General features: G+C 70.2%; 10 protein-coding genes and 1 pseudogene. 6 read left to right on the forward strand and 5 right to left on the reverse strand.

Features of this window, described 5'->3' with window-relative positions; genetic code table 11:
• On the forward strand, positions 1-4,135 hold a 4,135-nt coding region (locus tag ACTJKJ_RS18645; RefSeq protein WP_440821336.1), incomplete at its 5' end, for a response regulator.
• A complete protein-coding gene (locus ACTJKJ_RS18650; protein ID WP_440821337.1) occupies positions 4,126-6,552 on the forward strand; it encodes a response regulator in 2,427 nt (808 codons plus the stop codon). The genes ACTJKJ_RS18645 and ACTJKJ_RS18650, both read left to right, overlap by 10 nt.
• A gap of 109 nt (positions 6,553-6,661) precedes the next feature.
• Here ACTJKJ_RS18650 and aceA read toward each other — a convergent pair whose 3' ends face one another.
• Both aceA and ACTJKJ_RS18660 read right to left on the reverse strand, forming a co-directional pair.
• Positions 6,662-7,960, reverse strand: a complete 1,299-nt coding sequence (gene aceA / locus ACTJKJ_RS18655) for an isocitrate lyase (RefSeq protein ID WP_141225253.1) — start codon at positions 7,958-7,960, stop codon at positions 6,662-6,664.
• A gap of 339 nt (positions 7,961-8,299) precedes the next feature.
• Complete coding sequence (locus ACTJKJ_RS18660) at positions 8,300-9,277, reverse strand: tripartite tricarboxylate transporter substrate binding protein BugE (protein ID WP_091724097.1); 978 nt, start codon at positions 9,275-9,277, stop codon at positions 8,300-8,302.
• Positions 9,278-9,421: 144 nt separating this feature from the next.
• On the opposite strand from ACTJKJ_RS18660, the pseudogene ACTJKJ_RS18665 reads away from it, so the two are divergent.
• A pseudogene (locus ACTJKJ_RS18665) lies at positions 9,422-10,294 on the forward strand (AEC family transporter); the annotation flags it as partial.
• On the opposite strand, the gene ACTJKJ_RS18670 reads toward ACTJKJ_RS18665, so the two are convergent.
• Together ACTJKJ_RS18670 and ACTJKJ_RS18675 are read right to left on the reverse strand one after the other, a co-directional pair.
• Positions 10,192-11,073: an aspartate/glutamate racemase family protein gene (locus ACTJKJ_RS18670; RefSeq protein ID WP_440821338.1), complete on the reverse strand. Its 882-nt coding sequence runs from the start codon at positions 11,071-11,073 to the stop codon at positions 10,192-10,194. The pseudogene ACTJKJ_RS18665 and the gene ACTJKJ_RS18670 sit on opposite strands and share 103 nt — an antisense overlap.
• Before the next feature lie 7 nt (positions 11,074-11,080).
• Positions 11,081-11,974, reverse strand: coding sequence for an amino acid ABC transporter substrate-binding protein (locus ACTJKJ_RS18675; RefSeq protein ID WP_440821339.1), 894 nt, complete (start codon positions 11,972-11,974; stop codon positions 11,081-11,083).
• A gap of 128 nt (positions 11,975-12,102) precedes the next feature.
• On the opposite strand from ACTJKJ_RS18675, the gene ACTJKJ_RS18680 reads away from it, so the two are divergent.
• Positions 12,103-12,984, forward strand: a complete 882-nt coding sequence (locus ACTJKJ_RS18680; RefSeq protein ID WP_183478925.1) for a LysR family transcriptional regulator — start codon at positions 12,103-12,105, stop codon at positions 12,982-12,984.
• Here the strand turns inward: ACTJKJ_RS18680 and queG are convergent.
• The gene (gene queG / locus ACTJKJ_RS18685; protein ID WP_183492413.1) at positions 12,962-14,041 is read right to left on the reverse strand and encodes a tRNA epoxyqueuosine(34) reductase QueG; all 1,080 of its coding nucleotides are present in this window, start codon (positions 14,039-14,041) and stop codon (positions 12,962-12,964) included. The two genes, ACTJKJ_RS18680 and queG, sit on opposite strands and share 23 nt — an antisense overlap.
• A 95-nt stretch (positions 14,042-14,136) precedes the next feature.
• Here queG and tsaE point away from each other — a divergent pair, with 95 nt between their 5' ends.
• Entirely contained in the window at positions 14,137-14,706 is a 570-nt protein-coding gene (gene tsaE, locus ACTJKJ_RS18690) for a tRNA (adenosine(37)-N6)-threonylcarbamoyltransferase complex ATPase subunit type 1 TsaE (RefSeq protein ID WP_321170210.1), read from the forward strand.
• Between the two features lie 31 nt (positions 14,707-14,737).
• Positions 14,738-16,234, forward strand: coding sequence for an N-acetylmuramoyl-L-alanine amidase (locus tag ACTJKJ_RS18695; protein WP_440821340.1), 1,497 nt, complete (start codon positions 14,738-14,740; stop codon positions 16,232-16,234).
• The last annotated feature ends 20 nt before the right edge of the window (positions 16,235-16,254 follow it).

Consider the following 16,254-nt stretch of genomic DNA (forward strand, 5'->3'; position numbering starts at 1 on the left):
CGAGATCCTGGAGCTCAAGAACACCGTCAACACGATGGTGGACCAGCTGCGCTCCTTCGCGGCCGAAGTGACCCGCGTCGCGCGCGAGGTCGGTACCGAAGGCAAGCTCGGCGGCCAGGCCGACGTGCAGGGCGTGGCCGGGACGTGGAAGGACCTGACCGAGTCGGTGAACTTCATGGCCGGCAACCTGACCTCCCAGGTGCGCAACATCGCCGAGGTGACCACCGCGGTGGCTGCGGGCGACCTGTCCAAGAAGATCACCGTCGACGTCAAGGGCGAGATCCTGGAGCTCAAGAACACCGTCAACACGATGGTGGACCAGCTGCGCTCCTTCGCCGCGGAAGTGACCCGCGTGGCGCGCGAGGTCGGCACCGAGGGCAAGCTTGGCGGCCAGGCCGACGTGCAGGGCGTGGCCGGTACGTGGAAGGATCTGACCGACTCGGTCAACTCGATGGCGTCCAACCTGACCTCGCAGGTGCGCAACATCGCCGACGTGACCAAGGCCGTGGCCGCCGGCGACCTCTCCAAGAAGATCACCGTCGACGTGCTCGGCGAGATCCTGGAGCTCAAGACCACCATCAACACGATGGTGGACCAGCTCTCGTCCTTCGCCGCGGAAGTGACCCGCGTCGCGCGCGAGGTCGGCACCGAGGGCCGCCTGGGCGGCCAGGCCACGGTGCGCGGCGTGTCGGGGACCTGGAAGGACCTGACCGACAACGTGAACTTCATGGCCGGCAACCTGACCGGCCAGGTGCGCGGCATCGCCAAGGTCGTGACCGCCGTGGCCAACGGCGACCTGGCGCAGAAGCTGACCGTGGAGGCCAAGGGCGAGATCGCCGCGCTGGCCGACACCATCAACTCGATGACGGACACGCTGGCCATCTTCGCGGACCAGGTGACCACCGTGGCGCGCGAGGTGGGCGTCGAGGGCAAGCTCGGCGGCCAGGCCAAGGTGCCGGGCGCGTCGGGCACCTGGAAGGGCCTGACGGAGAACGTCAACGAGCTCGCCGCCAACCTGACCACCCAGGTGCGCGCGATCGCGGAGGTCGCCACCGCCGTGACGCAGGGCGACCTGACGCGCTCCATCACCGTCGAGACGCAGGGCGAGGTCGCGGCGCTGAAGGACACGATCAACGAGATGATCGTCAACCTCAAGGACACGACCCAGAAGAACACCGAGCAGGACTGGCTCAAGACCAACCTGGCCAAGTTCAGCCGCATGCTGCAGGGCCAGAAGGACCTGGTGACCGTCGGCCAGTTGATCCTCAGCGAGCTGGCGCCGGTGGTCGGCGTGCAGCAGGCCGAGTTCTACGTGCTCAACATGCGCGGCGAGATGCCGCGCCTGAAGCTGATCGCCAGCTATGCCTCGGGCGGCCTGGCCACGCATGGCAAGGAGCTCGCGCTCGGCCAGGGCCTGGTCGGCCAGTGCGCGCTGGACCAGGAGAAGATCCTACTGGCCAACGTGCCCAGCGGCGCCTTCCGTGTCGCCTCCGGCCTGAGCGAGACGGCGGCGATGGAAGTGCTGGTGCTGCCGGTGGTCTTCGAGGGCCGCGTGCGCGGCGTGCTGGAGCTGGCCTCGCTGGAGCGCTTCAACCCGACCCACCAGGCCTTCCTGGACCAGCTCACCGAATCCATCGGCATCGTGATCAACACGATCGAGGCCAGCACCCGGACCGAGGACCTGCTGATCCAGTCGCAGTCGCTGGCCGAAGAGCTGCAGCGCCGGCAGCAGGAACTGCAGCAGACCAACGGCGAGCTGCAGGAGAAGGCGCAGCTGCTGGCCCACCAGAACCAGGAGGTGGAGCGCAAGAACGCCGAGGTCGAGCAGGCCCGGCAGGCGCTCGAGGAGAAAGCCGAGCAGCTCGCGCTGACCTCGAAGTACAAGTCCGAGTTCCTGGCCAACATGTCGCACGAGCTGCGCACGCCGCTGAACTCGCTGCTGATCCTGTCCGACCAGCTCTGCAAGAACAGCGAGGGCAACCTGACGCTCAAGCAGGTCGAGTTCTCCAAGACCATCCATGCGTCGGGCAACGACCTGCTGATGCTAATCAACGACATCCTGGACCTGTCCAAGATCGAGTCCGGCACCGTGGCCGTGGACGTCAGCGAGCTGCGCCTGGACGAGCTGCAGCGCTCGGTGGAACGCAGCTTCCGCCACTTCGCCGAGTCCAAGCACGTGGGCTTCAGCGTCGAGATGGAGCCGCCGCTGCCCAAGTCGCTGGTCACCGACGTCAAGCGGCTGCAGCAGATCATCAAGAACCTGCTGTCCAACGCCTTCAAGTTCACCCACCAGGGCCAGGTCACCTTCGCCGTCACCGCGGCCGCCGACGGCTGGTCCGCGGACCACGAGGTGCTCAACCACGCGGGCCAGGTGATCGCGTTCTCGGTGTCGGACACCGGCATCGGCATCTCGGCCGACAAGCAGCAGATCATCTTCGAGGCCTTCCAGCAGGCCGACGGCTCGACCTCGCGCAAGTACGGCGGCACCGGCCTGGGCCTGGCGATCAGCCGTGAACTCGCGCGGCTGCTGGGTGGCGAGATCAAGCTGGTGAGCGCGCCGGGCCGTGGCTCGACCTTCACGCTCTACCTGCCGCAGCACTACACGCCGGCGCGCACCGCGCGTCCGCGCCCGGCCGGCGCGAAGCCGGTGGTCGATGCGGCCGACGTGGCGGACGCGGCCAACGCCGCCGATGCGGCGAACGCGGGCGCGACGGCGGAGGCTGACGACGCGCCGCGCTCGCGCGCGGCGATCACCGCGGCCGAGCTGGCCGAGGCCGCCGTGCAGCGCGCCGCGGCACGCCGCGCGCCGGCCGGGCGAGCCCGTCCGGCCCCGTCCGACGCCGCTGAGCCGCCGCCGCTGGAGCCGCAGCGCCCGCAGATGGACGCACCGCCGGACAGCATCGTCTTCGCCAATGTCGCCAAGGACGATCGCGAGGACATCGCCAGCGGCGACCGGGTGCTGCTGATCGTGGAGAACGACCTCGCCTTCGCCGATGTGCTCCTGGAGGCGGCGCGCCAGGGCGGCATGAAGGGGCTGGTGGCCACCACCGGCGCGGGCGCGCTGGCGATGGCGCAGGAATTCCGGCCCAGCCTGATCTCGCTGGACATCTTCCTGCCCGACATGCAGGGCTGGCGGGTGCTGGACCGGCTCAAGTCCGACCCCGACACCCGGCACCTGCCGGTCTGCGTCGTCTCCACCGACGACGCGCGCGACCGCGCGCTGCAGGCCGGCGCGCTCGGTTTCCTGTCCAAGCCGCTGCAGTCGCGCGACGACGTCGACGTGGCGCTGCGCGAGCTGCAGCGCTACCTGGACCGGCCGCAGCGCCGGCTCGCCGTCGCGATGCCCGACGGGCCGGAGCGGATCGCGCTGCTGGCGCCGCTGGCGCATGACGTCGAGACCATCTTCGTCCGCTCGGCCGAGGAGGCGCGCGAGCTGCTGCCCGGCGTCGACGCGCTGCTGGTCGACGCGGCCAGTTGCCCCTTCGGGCCGCAGGACGTGCTGGATGCGCTGGAGCGCCGGCCCGGCACGCTGCCGCTGCCGGTGGTGGCGCTGAACGCCGAGCCGCCCGCCGGCGCCCAAGCGTCCGACGAGCCGGGCGTGGCGCGACGATGGTCGCGGCCGCATGGCCTGGCGGTGCGCACCGTCATCGGCACCGATGCGGCGCTCGCGGCCCTGGCGCTGGCGCTGCACCGCGCGGCGGCCGACATGGGCGACCGCGAGGGCCAGGCGCTGCGCGACGCGCAGGAGGCGCGTTGCCCGCTGGCCGGCAAGAAGGCGTTGATCGTCGATGACGACATGCGCAACATCTTCGCGCTCGCGACCGTGCTGGACAGCCACGGCATGGTGATCGTCTCGGCCGACAACGGCCGCGAGGCGATCCGCCTGGTGCAGGAGGATCCGTCGATCGACATCGTGCTGATGGACATCATGATGCCGGAGATGGATGGCCTGGAGACCATGCAGCAGATCCGCCGCCTGCCGCGCGGCCGCGAGCTGCCGATGGTGGCGGTCACCGCCAAGGCGATGAAGGGCGACCGCCAGAAGTGCATCGAGGCCGGCGCCTGGGACTACCTCTCCAAGCCCGTCGACCCCGCCAACATGCTGACGGTGCTGCGGGGCTGGCTATGCCGCTGAGCGCCCTCTTCGACGGCTACGCGACGCCCGATGCGGCGGAGCGCGCCAGCATCCTGATCGTCGACGACCTGCCCGAGAAGCTGCTGGTCTTCGAGACCATCCTGGCCGACCTGGACCAGCACCTGGTGATCGCGCGCTCGGGCAGCGAGGCGCTGCGCGAGGTGCTGCGCCAGCAGTTCGCGGTGATCCTGATGGACGTGAACATGCCGGGCATCGACGGCCTGGAGACGGCGCGGCTGATCCGCGGCTACCGGCGCTCGGCGCACACGCCCATCATCTTCGTCACCGCCTACGCCGACGAGCTGCAGACCGCGCAGGGCTACTCGCTGGGCGCGGTCGACTACATCCTGTCGCCCGTCATCCCCGACGTGCTGCGCAGCAAGGTGCGGGTCTTCGTCGACCTGTTCATCATGCAGCAGCGCCTGCGGCAGCAGGCGCTGGAGCGCATCGCGATCGCGCGCGCCGAAGCGGCGCAGCGCGCGGCCGAGGAGAACACGCGGCGCTCGATCTTCCTGGCGCAGGCCGGGCGCGAGCTGGCCGACTCGCTGGATGCCGAGGTCGCGATGCGGCGCCTGCTCGCGCTGCTGGTGCCGCGCTTCGCGCCGCGCGCGCTGCTCTGGCTGCGCGACGCCGGCCATGGCCACGAGCGCGTGCTGCGCTGCGACGCGCCGATCGCGGCCGGCGAGCCGGCGCTGTTCACCGAGGGCCGCGAGCAGATGCTCTCCGAAGTCCTCTACAACGCGACGCGCAACGCGCTCGAGCAGATGGTGCCGGCGCTGCAGCCCGGCGGGTCCGCCGCCGCAGCGGCCGCCCTGCCCGCGGCGCTGCCCGCCTTCGCGCCGTCGGTGCTGCCCGAGGACGACGAGCCGCCGCCGCGCGCGCTGCTGCGCCGCGACACGGCCAGCGGCGTCGTGCTGCCGCTGGTGGCGGGCGAGCGTGCGCTCGGCGGGCTGCTGCTGGTCGAGCCGCACCAGCCGCCCGACTGGCCGACGCTGGAGGAACTGGCCGGACGGGCCGCGATCGCCTTCGAGAACGCGCGCCTGTATGGCGCGCTGCAGGCCGAGATCGTCGAGCGCCGGCAGGCCGAGGCCGGGCTGCTCGAGGCCAGCCGCCGCAAGGACGAATTCCTCGCGATGCTGTCCCACGAACTGCGCAATCCGCTCGCGCCGATCCGCAGCGCGATCGAGGTGATGCGCGCGCTGGTGGTGCCGCAACCGGGCGAGGAGGCCGCCGCGCGCGCCGATCGCGACGCCCGGCTCGCCCAGGCGCTGGCGGTGACCGACCGTCAGGCGCGCCACCTGACGCGCCTGGTCGACGAGTTGCTGGACGTCGCCCGCATCAGCCAGGGGAAGATCGTGCTCAAGACCGAGACACTGGACCTGCGCGATGTCGTGCGGCAGAGCCTGGAGGCGGTGCAGTCGCTGGTGGACCTGCATTGCCAGGAACTGCACCTGCAGTTGCCCGACCGGCCAGCGCGGGTCCGCGGCGATGCCGCGCGGCTGATCCAGGTCATCACCAACCTGCTGCACAACGCCAGCAAGTACACCGGCCCCGAAGGCCGTATCGAGCTGACGCTGGCGCGCGATGAGCCGGCCGATGGCGACAGCGAAAACGACAGCGATGGCGGCGCCGCGTCGCCGCGCGAGCCGGGCTTCACGCTGACCGTGCGCGACAACGGCCGCGGCATCGCCGCCTCGCTGCTGCCGCACGTCTTCGACCTCTTCGAGCAGGGACCGCGCGGCCTGGATCGCAACCAGGGCGGCCTGGGCGTCGGGCTGACGCTGGTGCAGCGCCTGGTGCAGCTGCATCACGGCGAGGTCGAGGCACGCAGCGACGGCCCCGGCCACGGCTCCGAATTCGTGGTGCGCCTGCCCGCCGTGCTGGCGGACGAGGCGATGGACGCGGTGCCGCCGGAATCCGCGGCTGCGACCAGCACCGCCCCGACCGGCGGCGCGGGGGCCGGTCGCGGCACGTCCGCGCCGCAGCCGCAGCCTCAGCCTCAGCAGGATGACGAGCCCTGCCACGTGCTGGTCGTCGACGACAACCGCGACGCGGCCGATTCGATGGCGGTCTTCCTCGAGCTGGCCGGCTTCGACACGCAGGTGGAGCTGGACGGCGCCCGCGCGCTGGACTTGGCCGCCGCCAGCGCGCCCGACGTGGTGCTGCTGGACATCGGCCTGCCCGGCCTGGATGGCTACGAGGTGGCCCGCCGGCTGCGCACCCTGCCCGGCGGCGATCGCTGCCTGCTGATCGCGCTGACCGGCTACGGCCAGCAGGACGACCGTCGGCGCGCGCACGAAGCGGGTTTCGACGTGCACCTGGTCAAACCGGCGGACCCGGATGCGGTCGTCGAGCTGATCCAGGAATGGCGGCTGCGCGCGCCCGCCGCGCTGCATTCCGAGGCCACGACGCGCTGAGCCCGCGCCATGGCGCCATGAAGCCGCGGCGCCATGAAAAAAGGGACTGCTCCCCGCAGTCCCTCTTCCGGTTCATCGACCCCGCGTGAGCGGGGCCGCCGCGCGGCGATCAGCCGTGCTTGGCATCGAAGAACTGTTCGTCCTCCGTGGAACCCTTCAGCGCCGCGGTCGACGCCTGCGCCTCGATCGTGGTGGTGACCGCGTCGAAGTAACCCGTGCCGACCTCGCGCTGATGCTTCACCGCGGTGAAGCCCTTTTCGGCGGCGGCGAATTCAGCCTCCTGCAGCTCGACGAAGGCGCTCATGTTGTTGCGCGCATAACCGTAGGCCAGGTTGAACATCGAGTAGTTCAGGCTGTGGAAGCCGGCCAGCGTGATGAACTGGAACTTGTAGCCCATCGCGCCCAGTTCGCGCTGGAACTTGGCGATGGTGGCGTCGTCCAGGTTCTTCTTCCAGTTGAAGCTCGGCGAGCAGTTGTAGGCCAGCAGCTTGCCGGGGAACTTCGCATGGATGGCCTCGGCGAAGGCCTTGGCGAAGGCCAGGTCGGGCTTGCCGGTCTCGCACCAGATCATGTCGGCGTAGGGCGCGTAGGCCAGGCCGCGGCTGATGGCCTGGTCCAGGCCGTTGCGGGTGCGGAAGAAGCCTTCGACGGTGCGCTCGCCGGTGCAGAAGGGCTTGTCGTTGTCGTCGATGTCGCTGGTCACCAGGTCGCCGGCCTCGGCGTCGGTGCGGGCCAGCAGCACGGTGGGCACGCCCATGGTGTCGGCCGCCAGGCGCGCCGCGACCAGCTTGGCCACCGCTTCACGCGTCGGGACCAGCACCTTGCCGCCCATGTGGCCGCACTTCTTGGCGGCGGCCAGTTGGTCCTCGAAGTGCACGCCCGCGGCGCCCGCGTCGATCATGCCCTTCATCAGCTCGAAGGCGTTCAGCACGCCGCCGAAGCCGGCTTCCGCGTCCGCCACGATCGGGGCGAAGTAGTCGATGTCGTTCTTGCCTTCGCTCCACTGGATCTCGTCGGCGCGCTTGAAGGTCGCGTTGATGCGCTTGACCACCTTCGGCACCGAGTCCACCGAGTACAGCGACTGGTCGGGATACATCTCGCCGTTGCTGTTGGCGTCGCCGGCGACCTGCCAGCCGGACAGGTAGATCGCCTTCAGGCCGGCCTTGACCTGCTGCATGGCCTGGTTGCCGGTGAGCGCGCCCAGCGAGTTGACGAAGGGTTCGGTGTTGACCAGGTTCCAGAGCTTCTCGGCGCCGCGCTTGGCCAGCGTGTGCTCGATCGGCAGCGAACCGCGCAGCCGCACCACGTCGGCGGCGGAGTAACCGCGCTGGATGCCCTTCCAGCGGGGGTTCTCGGCCCAGTCCTTCTCGAGGGCGGCAATTTGTTGTTCGCGGGTCAAGGTCGTCATGGTGAGCTCCTGTGGGGAATGAGGTTGCTGGAGAAAACGAAAACCGATGGGCTCAAATCTAGGCGCCTTGACCGCCGCCGTGTCGGTGCATGTCTTATATAAGACTGAATTTTTTATCCATGCAAATCAATCACTTGCAAACAGGAAACCGGATTGTGAGAGTGGCTCTTCCATCATGAGAAATCTTGCGGCGGTGCAGCACGACGGCTTTTTGCATGCCGACAAACTCTTTTCATGATCTGAAATCACCCGGGCGGCGATGGGAATCCGCAGGTCGGAAATCCGGCCAAGAAAAAGGGCGCCCTTTTCGGGGCGCCCCTTTTGCGGAGAACGGTCCGGTCAGTCGAGTTTGAGCTTCTGCGTCTCGACGACCTTCTTGTAGACCGCGTATTCGGCCTTGATCTGCTCGCTGAACTGCTCCGGCGAGTTGCCGATCACGATCGAGCCGGTTTCCTCGATGCGCTTCCTGACCTCGGGCATGTCGACGGTCTTGCGCGCGGCCTCGTTGATCTTGGCCACGACCTCCTTGGGCAGGTTCTTCGGGCCGAGGATGCCGTAATAGGCCATGCGGTTGACCGGTTCCAGGCCCAGTTCCTTGAAGGTGGGCACGTTGGGCAGCACGGCCAGGCGCTGCGGCGCGGCCACGGCGATGGCCACCAGGCGGCCGTCCTTGATGAACGGGAGCGCGGACGGCAGGTTGTCGAAGATCATCGGCACCTGGCCCGCGACGGTGTCGTTCAAGGCCGGGCCGGCGCCGCGGTACGGGATGTGGGTGACGAAGACGCCGGTCAGGCTCTTGTAGAGCTCCATCTGCAGGTGGCCGATGCCGCCGGTGCCGGAGGTCGCATAGCTGTACTTGCCGGGGCTCTTCTTCAGTTCGGCGATGAAGGCCTTGTAGTCCTTGGCGGGGAACGACGGATGGACCGCGATGACGTTGGGCGTGGCCGCGAGGTTCACGATCGGCGTGAAGTCGGTCAGCGGGTTGTACGGCGTCTTCGGATTGATCGCCGGGTTGGTCGCCGTGGTGGACACGGTGGCCACGCCCAGCGAGTAGCCGTCGGGCGCGGACTTGGCGGTGTCGTTGGCGCCGATGATGCCGCCGCCGCCGGCCTTGTTCTCGACGACCATGGTCTGGCCCAGCGGACCGGCGATGTGCTGCGCGACCACGCGCGCCACGATGTCGGTGGTGCCGCCCGGCGCGAACGGGACGACCAGCTTGACCGGCTTGGTGGGATAGGACTGGGCCAGCGCCGCGGCGCAGGACAGCGTCAGCGTGCCCAGCAGCAGGCCGCGTTGGAGGATCGAGCGACGGTTCATGAGCTCCTCGTCTTCTGAAGGATTGGGGGATCGGGACAGCTTAAGTATCTCGTCGGCGCGCTCGCGCTAGCGGAACTACGTAGAGACCTCGCCGGCGGGGCGGGAAAGCGCTGGCACACTCGGACGCCCCCTTCGAGTCTTCCGATGCTGCTGCTGTTGCCTGACTTCCTGCTGATCGTCGCCGGCTTCGTGCTGTGCCGGTACACGCCGCTGGACCGCCCGGTCTGGGAAGCGGCCGAGAAGCTGGTGTACTTCCTGCTGTTCCCGGTGCTGCTGTTCAACTCGATCTCGCGCAGCAGCCTGTCGCCGGGCGACACGATGGCGCTGATGGGCGGCGGGCTGGGCGTGATGCTCAGCGGCATCGCGCTGGCCTTCGCGCTGCGCTGGGTGCCGGGCGTCGACGCGAGAACGCATGCTTCCGGCGCGCAGGTGGCCTTCCGCTTCAACTCCTTCGTCGCGCTCGCGCTGGCCGAGCGGCTGCATGGCGCGCAGGGCGTGGCGTGGATCGCGATGATCGTCGCGGTGTGCGTGCCGGTGGCCAATGTCGCGGCGGTCTATCCGCTGGCCCGGCATGGCGGGCACGGCTACCTGCGCGAGCTGGCGCGCAATCCGCTGATCGTGTCGACGCTGGCCGGCCTGGCCGCCAACCTCACCGGGCTGCGCCTGCCGGAGCCGGCGGCGATCTCGCTGCAGAAGATCGGTCTGGCGGCGCTGCCGCTGGGGCTGATGGCGGTGGGCGCGGGATTGCGGCTGGGTGCGCTCAAGGACGCGCCGTGGCTGGCGAGCGCCCTGCTCGCGATCCGGCACCTGGTGCTGCCGGTGATCGCGCTGGCCATCGGCCATGCGCTCGCGCTGCCCGCGCCGCAGGCGGCCCTGCTGCTCGCCTTCGCGGCGATGCCGACGGCCTCCAGCGCCTACGTGCTGGCCGTGCGCATGGGCGGCAACGGCCCCTTCGTGGCGGGGCTGGTGACCGTCTCCACGCTGCTGGGGATGATCGTGCTGCCGCTGTGGCTGGCGCTGGGGACCGCGGCGCAGTNGGTGGCATCGATGACGGGCGCGCCCGCCGCCGCGGCGTCCAGCACGAGGGGGATCTCGGTGCAGCCCAGGACGATCGCCCGCGCGCCGCGTGCGCACAGGGCCTGTGCGGCCCTGGTCAGCCGCTGCGCCGCCGAGTCCATGGCTCCGGCCTTCACGTCGGCGATGCCGGGCATCACCAGCTCCAGCATCTCGCCCGCCGTGGGCAGCAACCAGTGGACGCGGCGTCCGTCCGGCGACGCCCGGTTCAGGTAGAGCCCGGACGCGAGCGTCGCATCGGTCGCCAGCAGGCCGACCTTGCCGCCATCAGGCACGCGCTCCAGCGCCTCGGCGATCGCCGCATCGACCAGGTGCAGCATCGGCAGCGCCAGCGCCCGTTCGAGCTCATCGAACCAGAGGTGCGCCGTGTTGCAAGGCACCACCACCACGCCCGCGCCGGCAGCCACCAGCCGGCGCCCGCTGTCGACCATGGCCGCGAGCGGCGACTCGCCCTCGCCGCGGAACGCGGCCGTGCGGTCCGGCACCTGCGGGATGCTGCTGACGACGACCGGCACGTGCTCCTGGTCCGTCGCCGCGGGCGTGGCCTCGAGCATCTTGCGCATGAAGTCCACCGTCGCCAGCGGGCCCATGCCGCCCAGGATGCCGACGATGCCCACGGCACCGGGCGCCGCGACCGGACGCCGGATCGCCTCGACGACCGTCAGCGCGGCGGGCAAGGCTCCGCCCGCGCCGCGCGCCAGGCGCGGTGTGTCGTGCGTCATCGCGGTCTTACAGCGCCGGCTTGTCGGACAGCGTCTTGAGGTTGTCCTGCAGCTCGCGGCTCATCGGCGCATTGAGATTGATCCCCTTGGGCGGGATCGGCGACTGGAACCACTTCTTGTAGAGCGTCTCGAACTCGCCGCTCTTCATCAGCTGCGTCAGCGTCGCATCCACCAGCTGCTTGAAGGCCGGATCGTCCTTGCGCAGCATGATCGCGTAGGGCTCGACCTGGACCGCGTCGCCGACCACGGCCAGCTCCGCGGGATTGATCGCACTGGCGCGCAGGCCGTAGAGCAGGATGTCGTCCATCGCGAACGCGTCGGCGCGGTCCGACTGCACCAGCAGCGCCGATTCCGCATGGTCCTTCGCGCTGATCAACTCGAAGCCCAGCTGCTTCTCCGCGTTGAGCTTGCGCATCACCTGGAAGTTGGTGGTGCCCGTGGTCGACACCACCTTGCGCCCCTTCAGGTCGGCGAAGGACTTGATCGGCGAACCGCTCTTCACCAGCAGCCGCGTGCCCGTGTAGAAGTAGTTGATCGCGAAGCTCACCTGCTTGGCGCGCTCGCTGTTGTTGGTGGTGGAGCCGCATTCGATGTCCACCGTGCCGTTGGCCAGCAGCGGGATGCGGTTCTGCGAGGTGACCGACTGGGTCGCCACCTTCAGGTCGGCGCGGCCGGTGGCCTTGCGGACCTGCTCGACGATCCGGCCGCAGATCTCCCAGCCGAAGCCGGTCGGCTGCGCGTCCGCGCCCAGGTAGGAGAACGGGATCGAGGAATCCCGGTAGGCGACCGTGATGACGCCCGAAGCCTTGACCTTGTCGAGCGTGCCGCCCGCCTGGGCCCACGCGCCCACCGGCACGACGAGCGACAGGGCGACGACTGCACTGGAAACGAACACCTTCATGGGAATTCCTTTCTCGGGGACGCTGGGGTTGCAATGCCGTGAACGATATTGAACCTCAGCGCCCAGCGGGCATCGCGGTTGCGCGTCATCCTATAAGCTGGCCTTATGTTCCCTATGGAGACGGCGTCATGCGCCTGAAGCACATCGAGGTCTTCCACGCCGTCATGCTGACGGGATCGGTCAGCGCGGCCTCGAAGCTGCTTCATGTGACACAACCGGCGGTGACGCAGTCGCTGCAGCTGGCCGAACTCCAGCTGGGCTACGCGCTGTTCACACGCCAGCGACGCCGCCTCGTACCCACGCGCGAAGCGCAGGCGCTCTACCCGGAGGTGCAGGCGCTGATGTCGCAGCTGGAGTCGGTGCGGCGCATGGCCGGCGCGCTGGGCAGCGGCGAGGGCCAGGGCTTCCGCATCCTGATCGTCCCTTCGCTGGCGGTGAAGGCCCTGCCCGAGGCGCTCAAGCGCTTCCGCCGCCGCTACCGCGACCTGCCCATCAGCGTGCGGACGATGCATTCGAACGACATCGCCCGCGCCATGGCGCTGCAGGAGGGCGATGTCGGCATCGTGTACGGGCGGCTGCCCCACCCCGCCCTCTCCGATGAACTGGTGGCGACCGGCCGGCTGGTGTGCGCCTCGCCGCGCAGCCGCACCGGCGCCGACCGCCGCACGACCGTCGCGCTGCAGGACCTGCTGCGCGAGCCCTTCATCCGCATCGACGAGCGCGACCCGCTGGGCGCCGTGCTGGCCGACCAATGGGCGCGGCTGGAGCTGTCGCCGCGGGCCGGCATCACCGTGCAGACCCACCACATCGCGATGATCATGGCCGAACAGGGATTCGGGCCGGCCATCATCGATTCGTTCACCGCGCAGGCCAGCGCGGGCGACCTGCACATCCGGACGCTGCTGCCGGAAGTGCCGGTCGAGGTGCGCGCGGTGCAGCCGCAGGGCTTGCGCTCGCCGCAAGCCGTGTCCGACTTCATCGCCGCGTTCAGGCAGGCGGTCGAGGGCTGAGGTCCTGCGCCAGGGCCCAGTCGATGTGCTCCGCCAGCAGCGGCGACGCGCCAGCGCGCGCCGCCTCGAGCGCCGCCCGCATCGCTGCCCGCAGCGCCGGCGCCAGGTCTTGCCGAAGCGCGTTGCCCAGCGCGACCGCGATGTTGCGGCGCCACCGCGCGTGGCCGATGCGGCGGATCGCCGAGCCTTCGGTGCGCTTGAGGAAGGTCGCCTCGTCCCAGGCCCACAGCGTCAGCAGCGAGGCGTCCCCGAGCGGCTCGCGCCATTCGAAGTCGGGCAGCGGGTTCCTGCGCGCGAACTTGTTCCAGGGGCAGGCGAGCTGGCAGTCGTCGCAGCCGTAGATGCGGTTGCCGATCGCGGCGCGGAACTCGACCGGGATCGGGCCGTCCTGCTCGATCGTCAGGTAGCTGATGCAGCGCCGCGCGTCGAGCCGGTAGGGGGCGATGATCGCCCCGGTCGGACAGGCGTCCAGGCAGGCGCGGCACTGGCCGCAATGCGCGCTGACCGGCTCGCTGGGCGGCAGCGCCAGGTCCAGGTAGATCTCGCCGAGGAAGAACATCGAGCCGCTGTCGCGGTGCAGCGTCAGGGTGTGCTTGCCGCGCCAGCCGATGCCCGAGCGGCTGGCGAGTTCCACCTCCAGCACCGGCGCCGAGTCGGTGAACACGCGGTGCCCCATCGGGCCGACGCGCGCCTGCAGGCGGTCCGCCAGCTGCTGCAGGCGCTGGCGCAGGACCTTGTGGTAGTCCCGGCCGCGGGCGTAGAGCGACACCTGCGCCCGCGCCGGGTCGGCCAGCGCGGCCCACTCCCGCGCCTGCCATTCGGGGCCGATGGCCTCGGGCAAGTAATCCATGCGCGCGGTGAGGATGCTGATCGTGCCGGGCACCAGTTCGGCCGGGCGGGCGCGCTTGAGGCCATGCGCGGCCATGTACTGCATCTCGCCGTGGAAGCCGGCGTCGAGCCAGGCCTGCAGGCCGGCCTCCGCATCGCTCAGATCGACGTGGGCCACCCCAATCTGTGAGAATCCGAGCTCATGCGCCCAGGCGCGCACCTCGACCATCAGCGCAGCCAGCGCGTCGGGGTCGCGGGAGGGGCTCGAGGAGGCGTCGGAGGGCGCGTCGGGCCGCGGGGTGTTGACCAAGGAATTCATCGCTGTTGAGCATTCTAGAAACCCGCCCATTCCGTTGGCCCGACGAGGCCGCCTGCGAGCGCTTCGCGCAGGCGCTGGCCCGCTGTCCGCAGATCGCGGACCTGGGCATCGAGCTCGACGGCGGCCTGGGGGCCGGCAAGACCAGCCTGGTGCGCCACCTGCTGCGTGCGCTGGGCGTCACCGGCCGCATCAAGAGCCCCAGCTACGCGGTGGTCGAGGACTACACGCCGCCCGGCCTCGGCGGCTTGCCCGCCCACCACTTCGACTTCTACCGCTTCAGCGATCCGCGCGAGTGGGAGGACGCGGGCTTCCGCGACGTCTTCGCCGCGCCGGGGCTCAAGCTCAGCGAATGGCCGTCCAAGGCCGCCGGCATGCTGCCGCCCCCGGACCTGCGGCTGGTGCTCGCGGTCAATGACGACGACAGCCGGGACGTCCGCGCCGAGGCCCACACGCCGCGCGGCCAGGCGCTGCTCGCCGAGCTGGACCGGCAACTGGCCGCCTCGACCTCATCGTCCGCTGCGTCCGCCGCGCCCGCCGCTTCCGATGCGCCGGGCACGAACGGCGCCCCCGATTGACATCGATTCGAACGAGACCGACACGCCTCACATGAACGGAGACCTGACCGGCCTGCCTGCCGCCCCCCTGCCGCACGACGCGGTGGCGGCCCCGTCCACGCCCGTGACCGCGCCCGCGTCGCGCGACCGCCGCAAGGCCCTGCGCCGCATGGGCGCGGTGGTGCTGAGCTTCCCGGCCCTGCCCGCGCTGGCCGCGGGCGTCGCCGGCGCCGCCACCATCGTCGCGGTGCGCGTCTGGCCGGCGAGCGACTACACGCGCGTGACCATCGAGTCCGACCGCCAACTGGCCGCCAGGAGCTTCATGGCCGCGAATCCGGACCGGCTCGTCATCGACATCGATGGCCTGGAGCTGAACGCCGGCCTGAAGGAGCTGCTCGGCAAGGTGAAGCCGGACGACCCCTACATCGCCGGCGTGCGCGTGGGCCAGAACCAGCCGCGCGTGGTGCGCATCGTGCTGGACCTGAAGCAGGCGGTGGCGCCGCAGGTGTTCACCATCGAGCCGGTGGCGGCCTACAAGAACCGCCTGGTGCTGGACCTGCATCCGACGCGCGAGCGCGATCCGCTGCTGGACCTGGTGCGCGAGAAGGAAGCCGCCGAGAGCGCCGCGGCGCAGTCGGTCAACGACGCGCTGGGCGAGTTGATCGGCCGCATCGACCGCCCGCAGACGGCCGCCTCGAGCGCCGAGAGCGCCGCCAGCGCGGCCGCCCTGCCCCCGCAGCGGCCGGCCAGCGCGGTCGCGCGGATCGAGACCCCGCCGCCGCCCACGCCGCCGCTCAAGGAGGTGGCGCCGGAGATGAGCCAGTCCAAGCTGGACCGCCTGATCGTGATCGCGATCGATCCGGGCCATGGCGGCGAGGACCCCGGCGCGATCGGCCCCACGGGCTTGCGCGAAAAGGACGTGGTGCTGGCGATCGGCAAGAAGCTGCGCGACCGGCTGAACGCCAACCCGCGCATCCGCGTGATGATGACGCGCGATGCGGACTTCTTCGTCCCGCTGGGCGAGCGGGTGCGCAAGGCGCGGCGGGTGCAGGCCGACCTGTTCGTGTCCATCCACGCCGACGCCTTCATCACGCCGAAGGCGCGCGGGGCTTCGGTCTTCGCGCTGTCCACCAGCGGCGCGAGCTCGACGGCGGCGCGCTGGATGGCGGACAAGGAGAACGCGGCCGACGTCATCGGCGGCGTCAACAGCAAGGCGGTGAAGGATGCCGGCGTGCTGCGGGCGATGCTGGACATGAGCACCTCGGCGCAGATCAAGGACAGCCTGAAGCTCGGCGGCGAGGTGCTGGGACAGATCGGCAAGCTGGCCAAGCTGCACAAGGGCAGCGTGGAGCAGGCCGGCTTCGCGGTGCTGAAGGCGCCGGACGTGCCGTCGATCCTGGTGGAGACGGCGTTCATCTCCAACCCCGAGGAAGAAGCCAAGCTGCGCGATCCGGACTACCAGGATGACCTGGTCAAGGCGCTGGCCACCGGCATCGCGCGCTACTTCGCGAAGAACCCGCCGCTGGCGGCGAGACATCGGGCGTTGTGACGCCGAGCCGCCCGAGGGAC

It is taken from the genome of Roseateles sp. 22389, assembly GCF_052044995.1.
Taxonomy (GTDB): Bacteria; Pseudomonadota; Gammaproteobacteria; order Burkholderiales; family Burkholderiaceae_C; genus Roseateles.

Bases quoted from the DNA above. Each gene is read 5' to 3' on its own strand.
- ACTJKJ_RS18650 (WP_440821337.1), top strand. From the start codon at position 4,126: ATGCCGCTGAGCGCCCTCTTCGACGGCTACGCGACGCCCGATGCGGCG.
- aceA (WP_141225253.1), bottom strand. From the start codon at position 7,960: ATGACGACCTTGACCCGCGAACAACAAATTGCCGCCCTCGAGAAGGAC.
- ACTJKJ_RS18660 (WP_091724097.1), bottom strand. From the start codon at position 9,277: ATGAACCGTCGCTCGATCCTCCAACGCGGCCTGCTGCTGGGCACGCTG.
- ACTJKJ_RS18675 (WP_440821339.1), bottom strand. From the start codon at position 11,974: ATGAAGGTGTTCGTTTCCAGTGCAGTCGTCGCCCTGTCGCTCGTCGTG.
- ACTJKJ_RS18680 (WP_183478925.1), top strand. From the start codon at position 12,103: ATGCGCCTGAAGCACATCGAGGTCTTCCACGCCGTCATGCTGACGGGA.
- queG (WP_183492413.1), bottom strand. From the start codon at position 14,041: ATGGTCGAGGTGCGCGCCTGGGCGCATGAGCTCGGATTCTCACAGATT.
- ACTJKJ_RS18695 (WP_440821340.1), top strand. From the start codon at position 14,738: ATGAACGGAGACCTGACCGGCCTGCCTGCCGCCCCCCTGCCGCACGAC.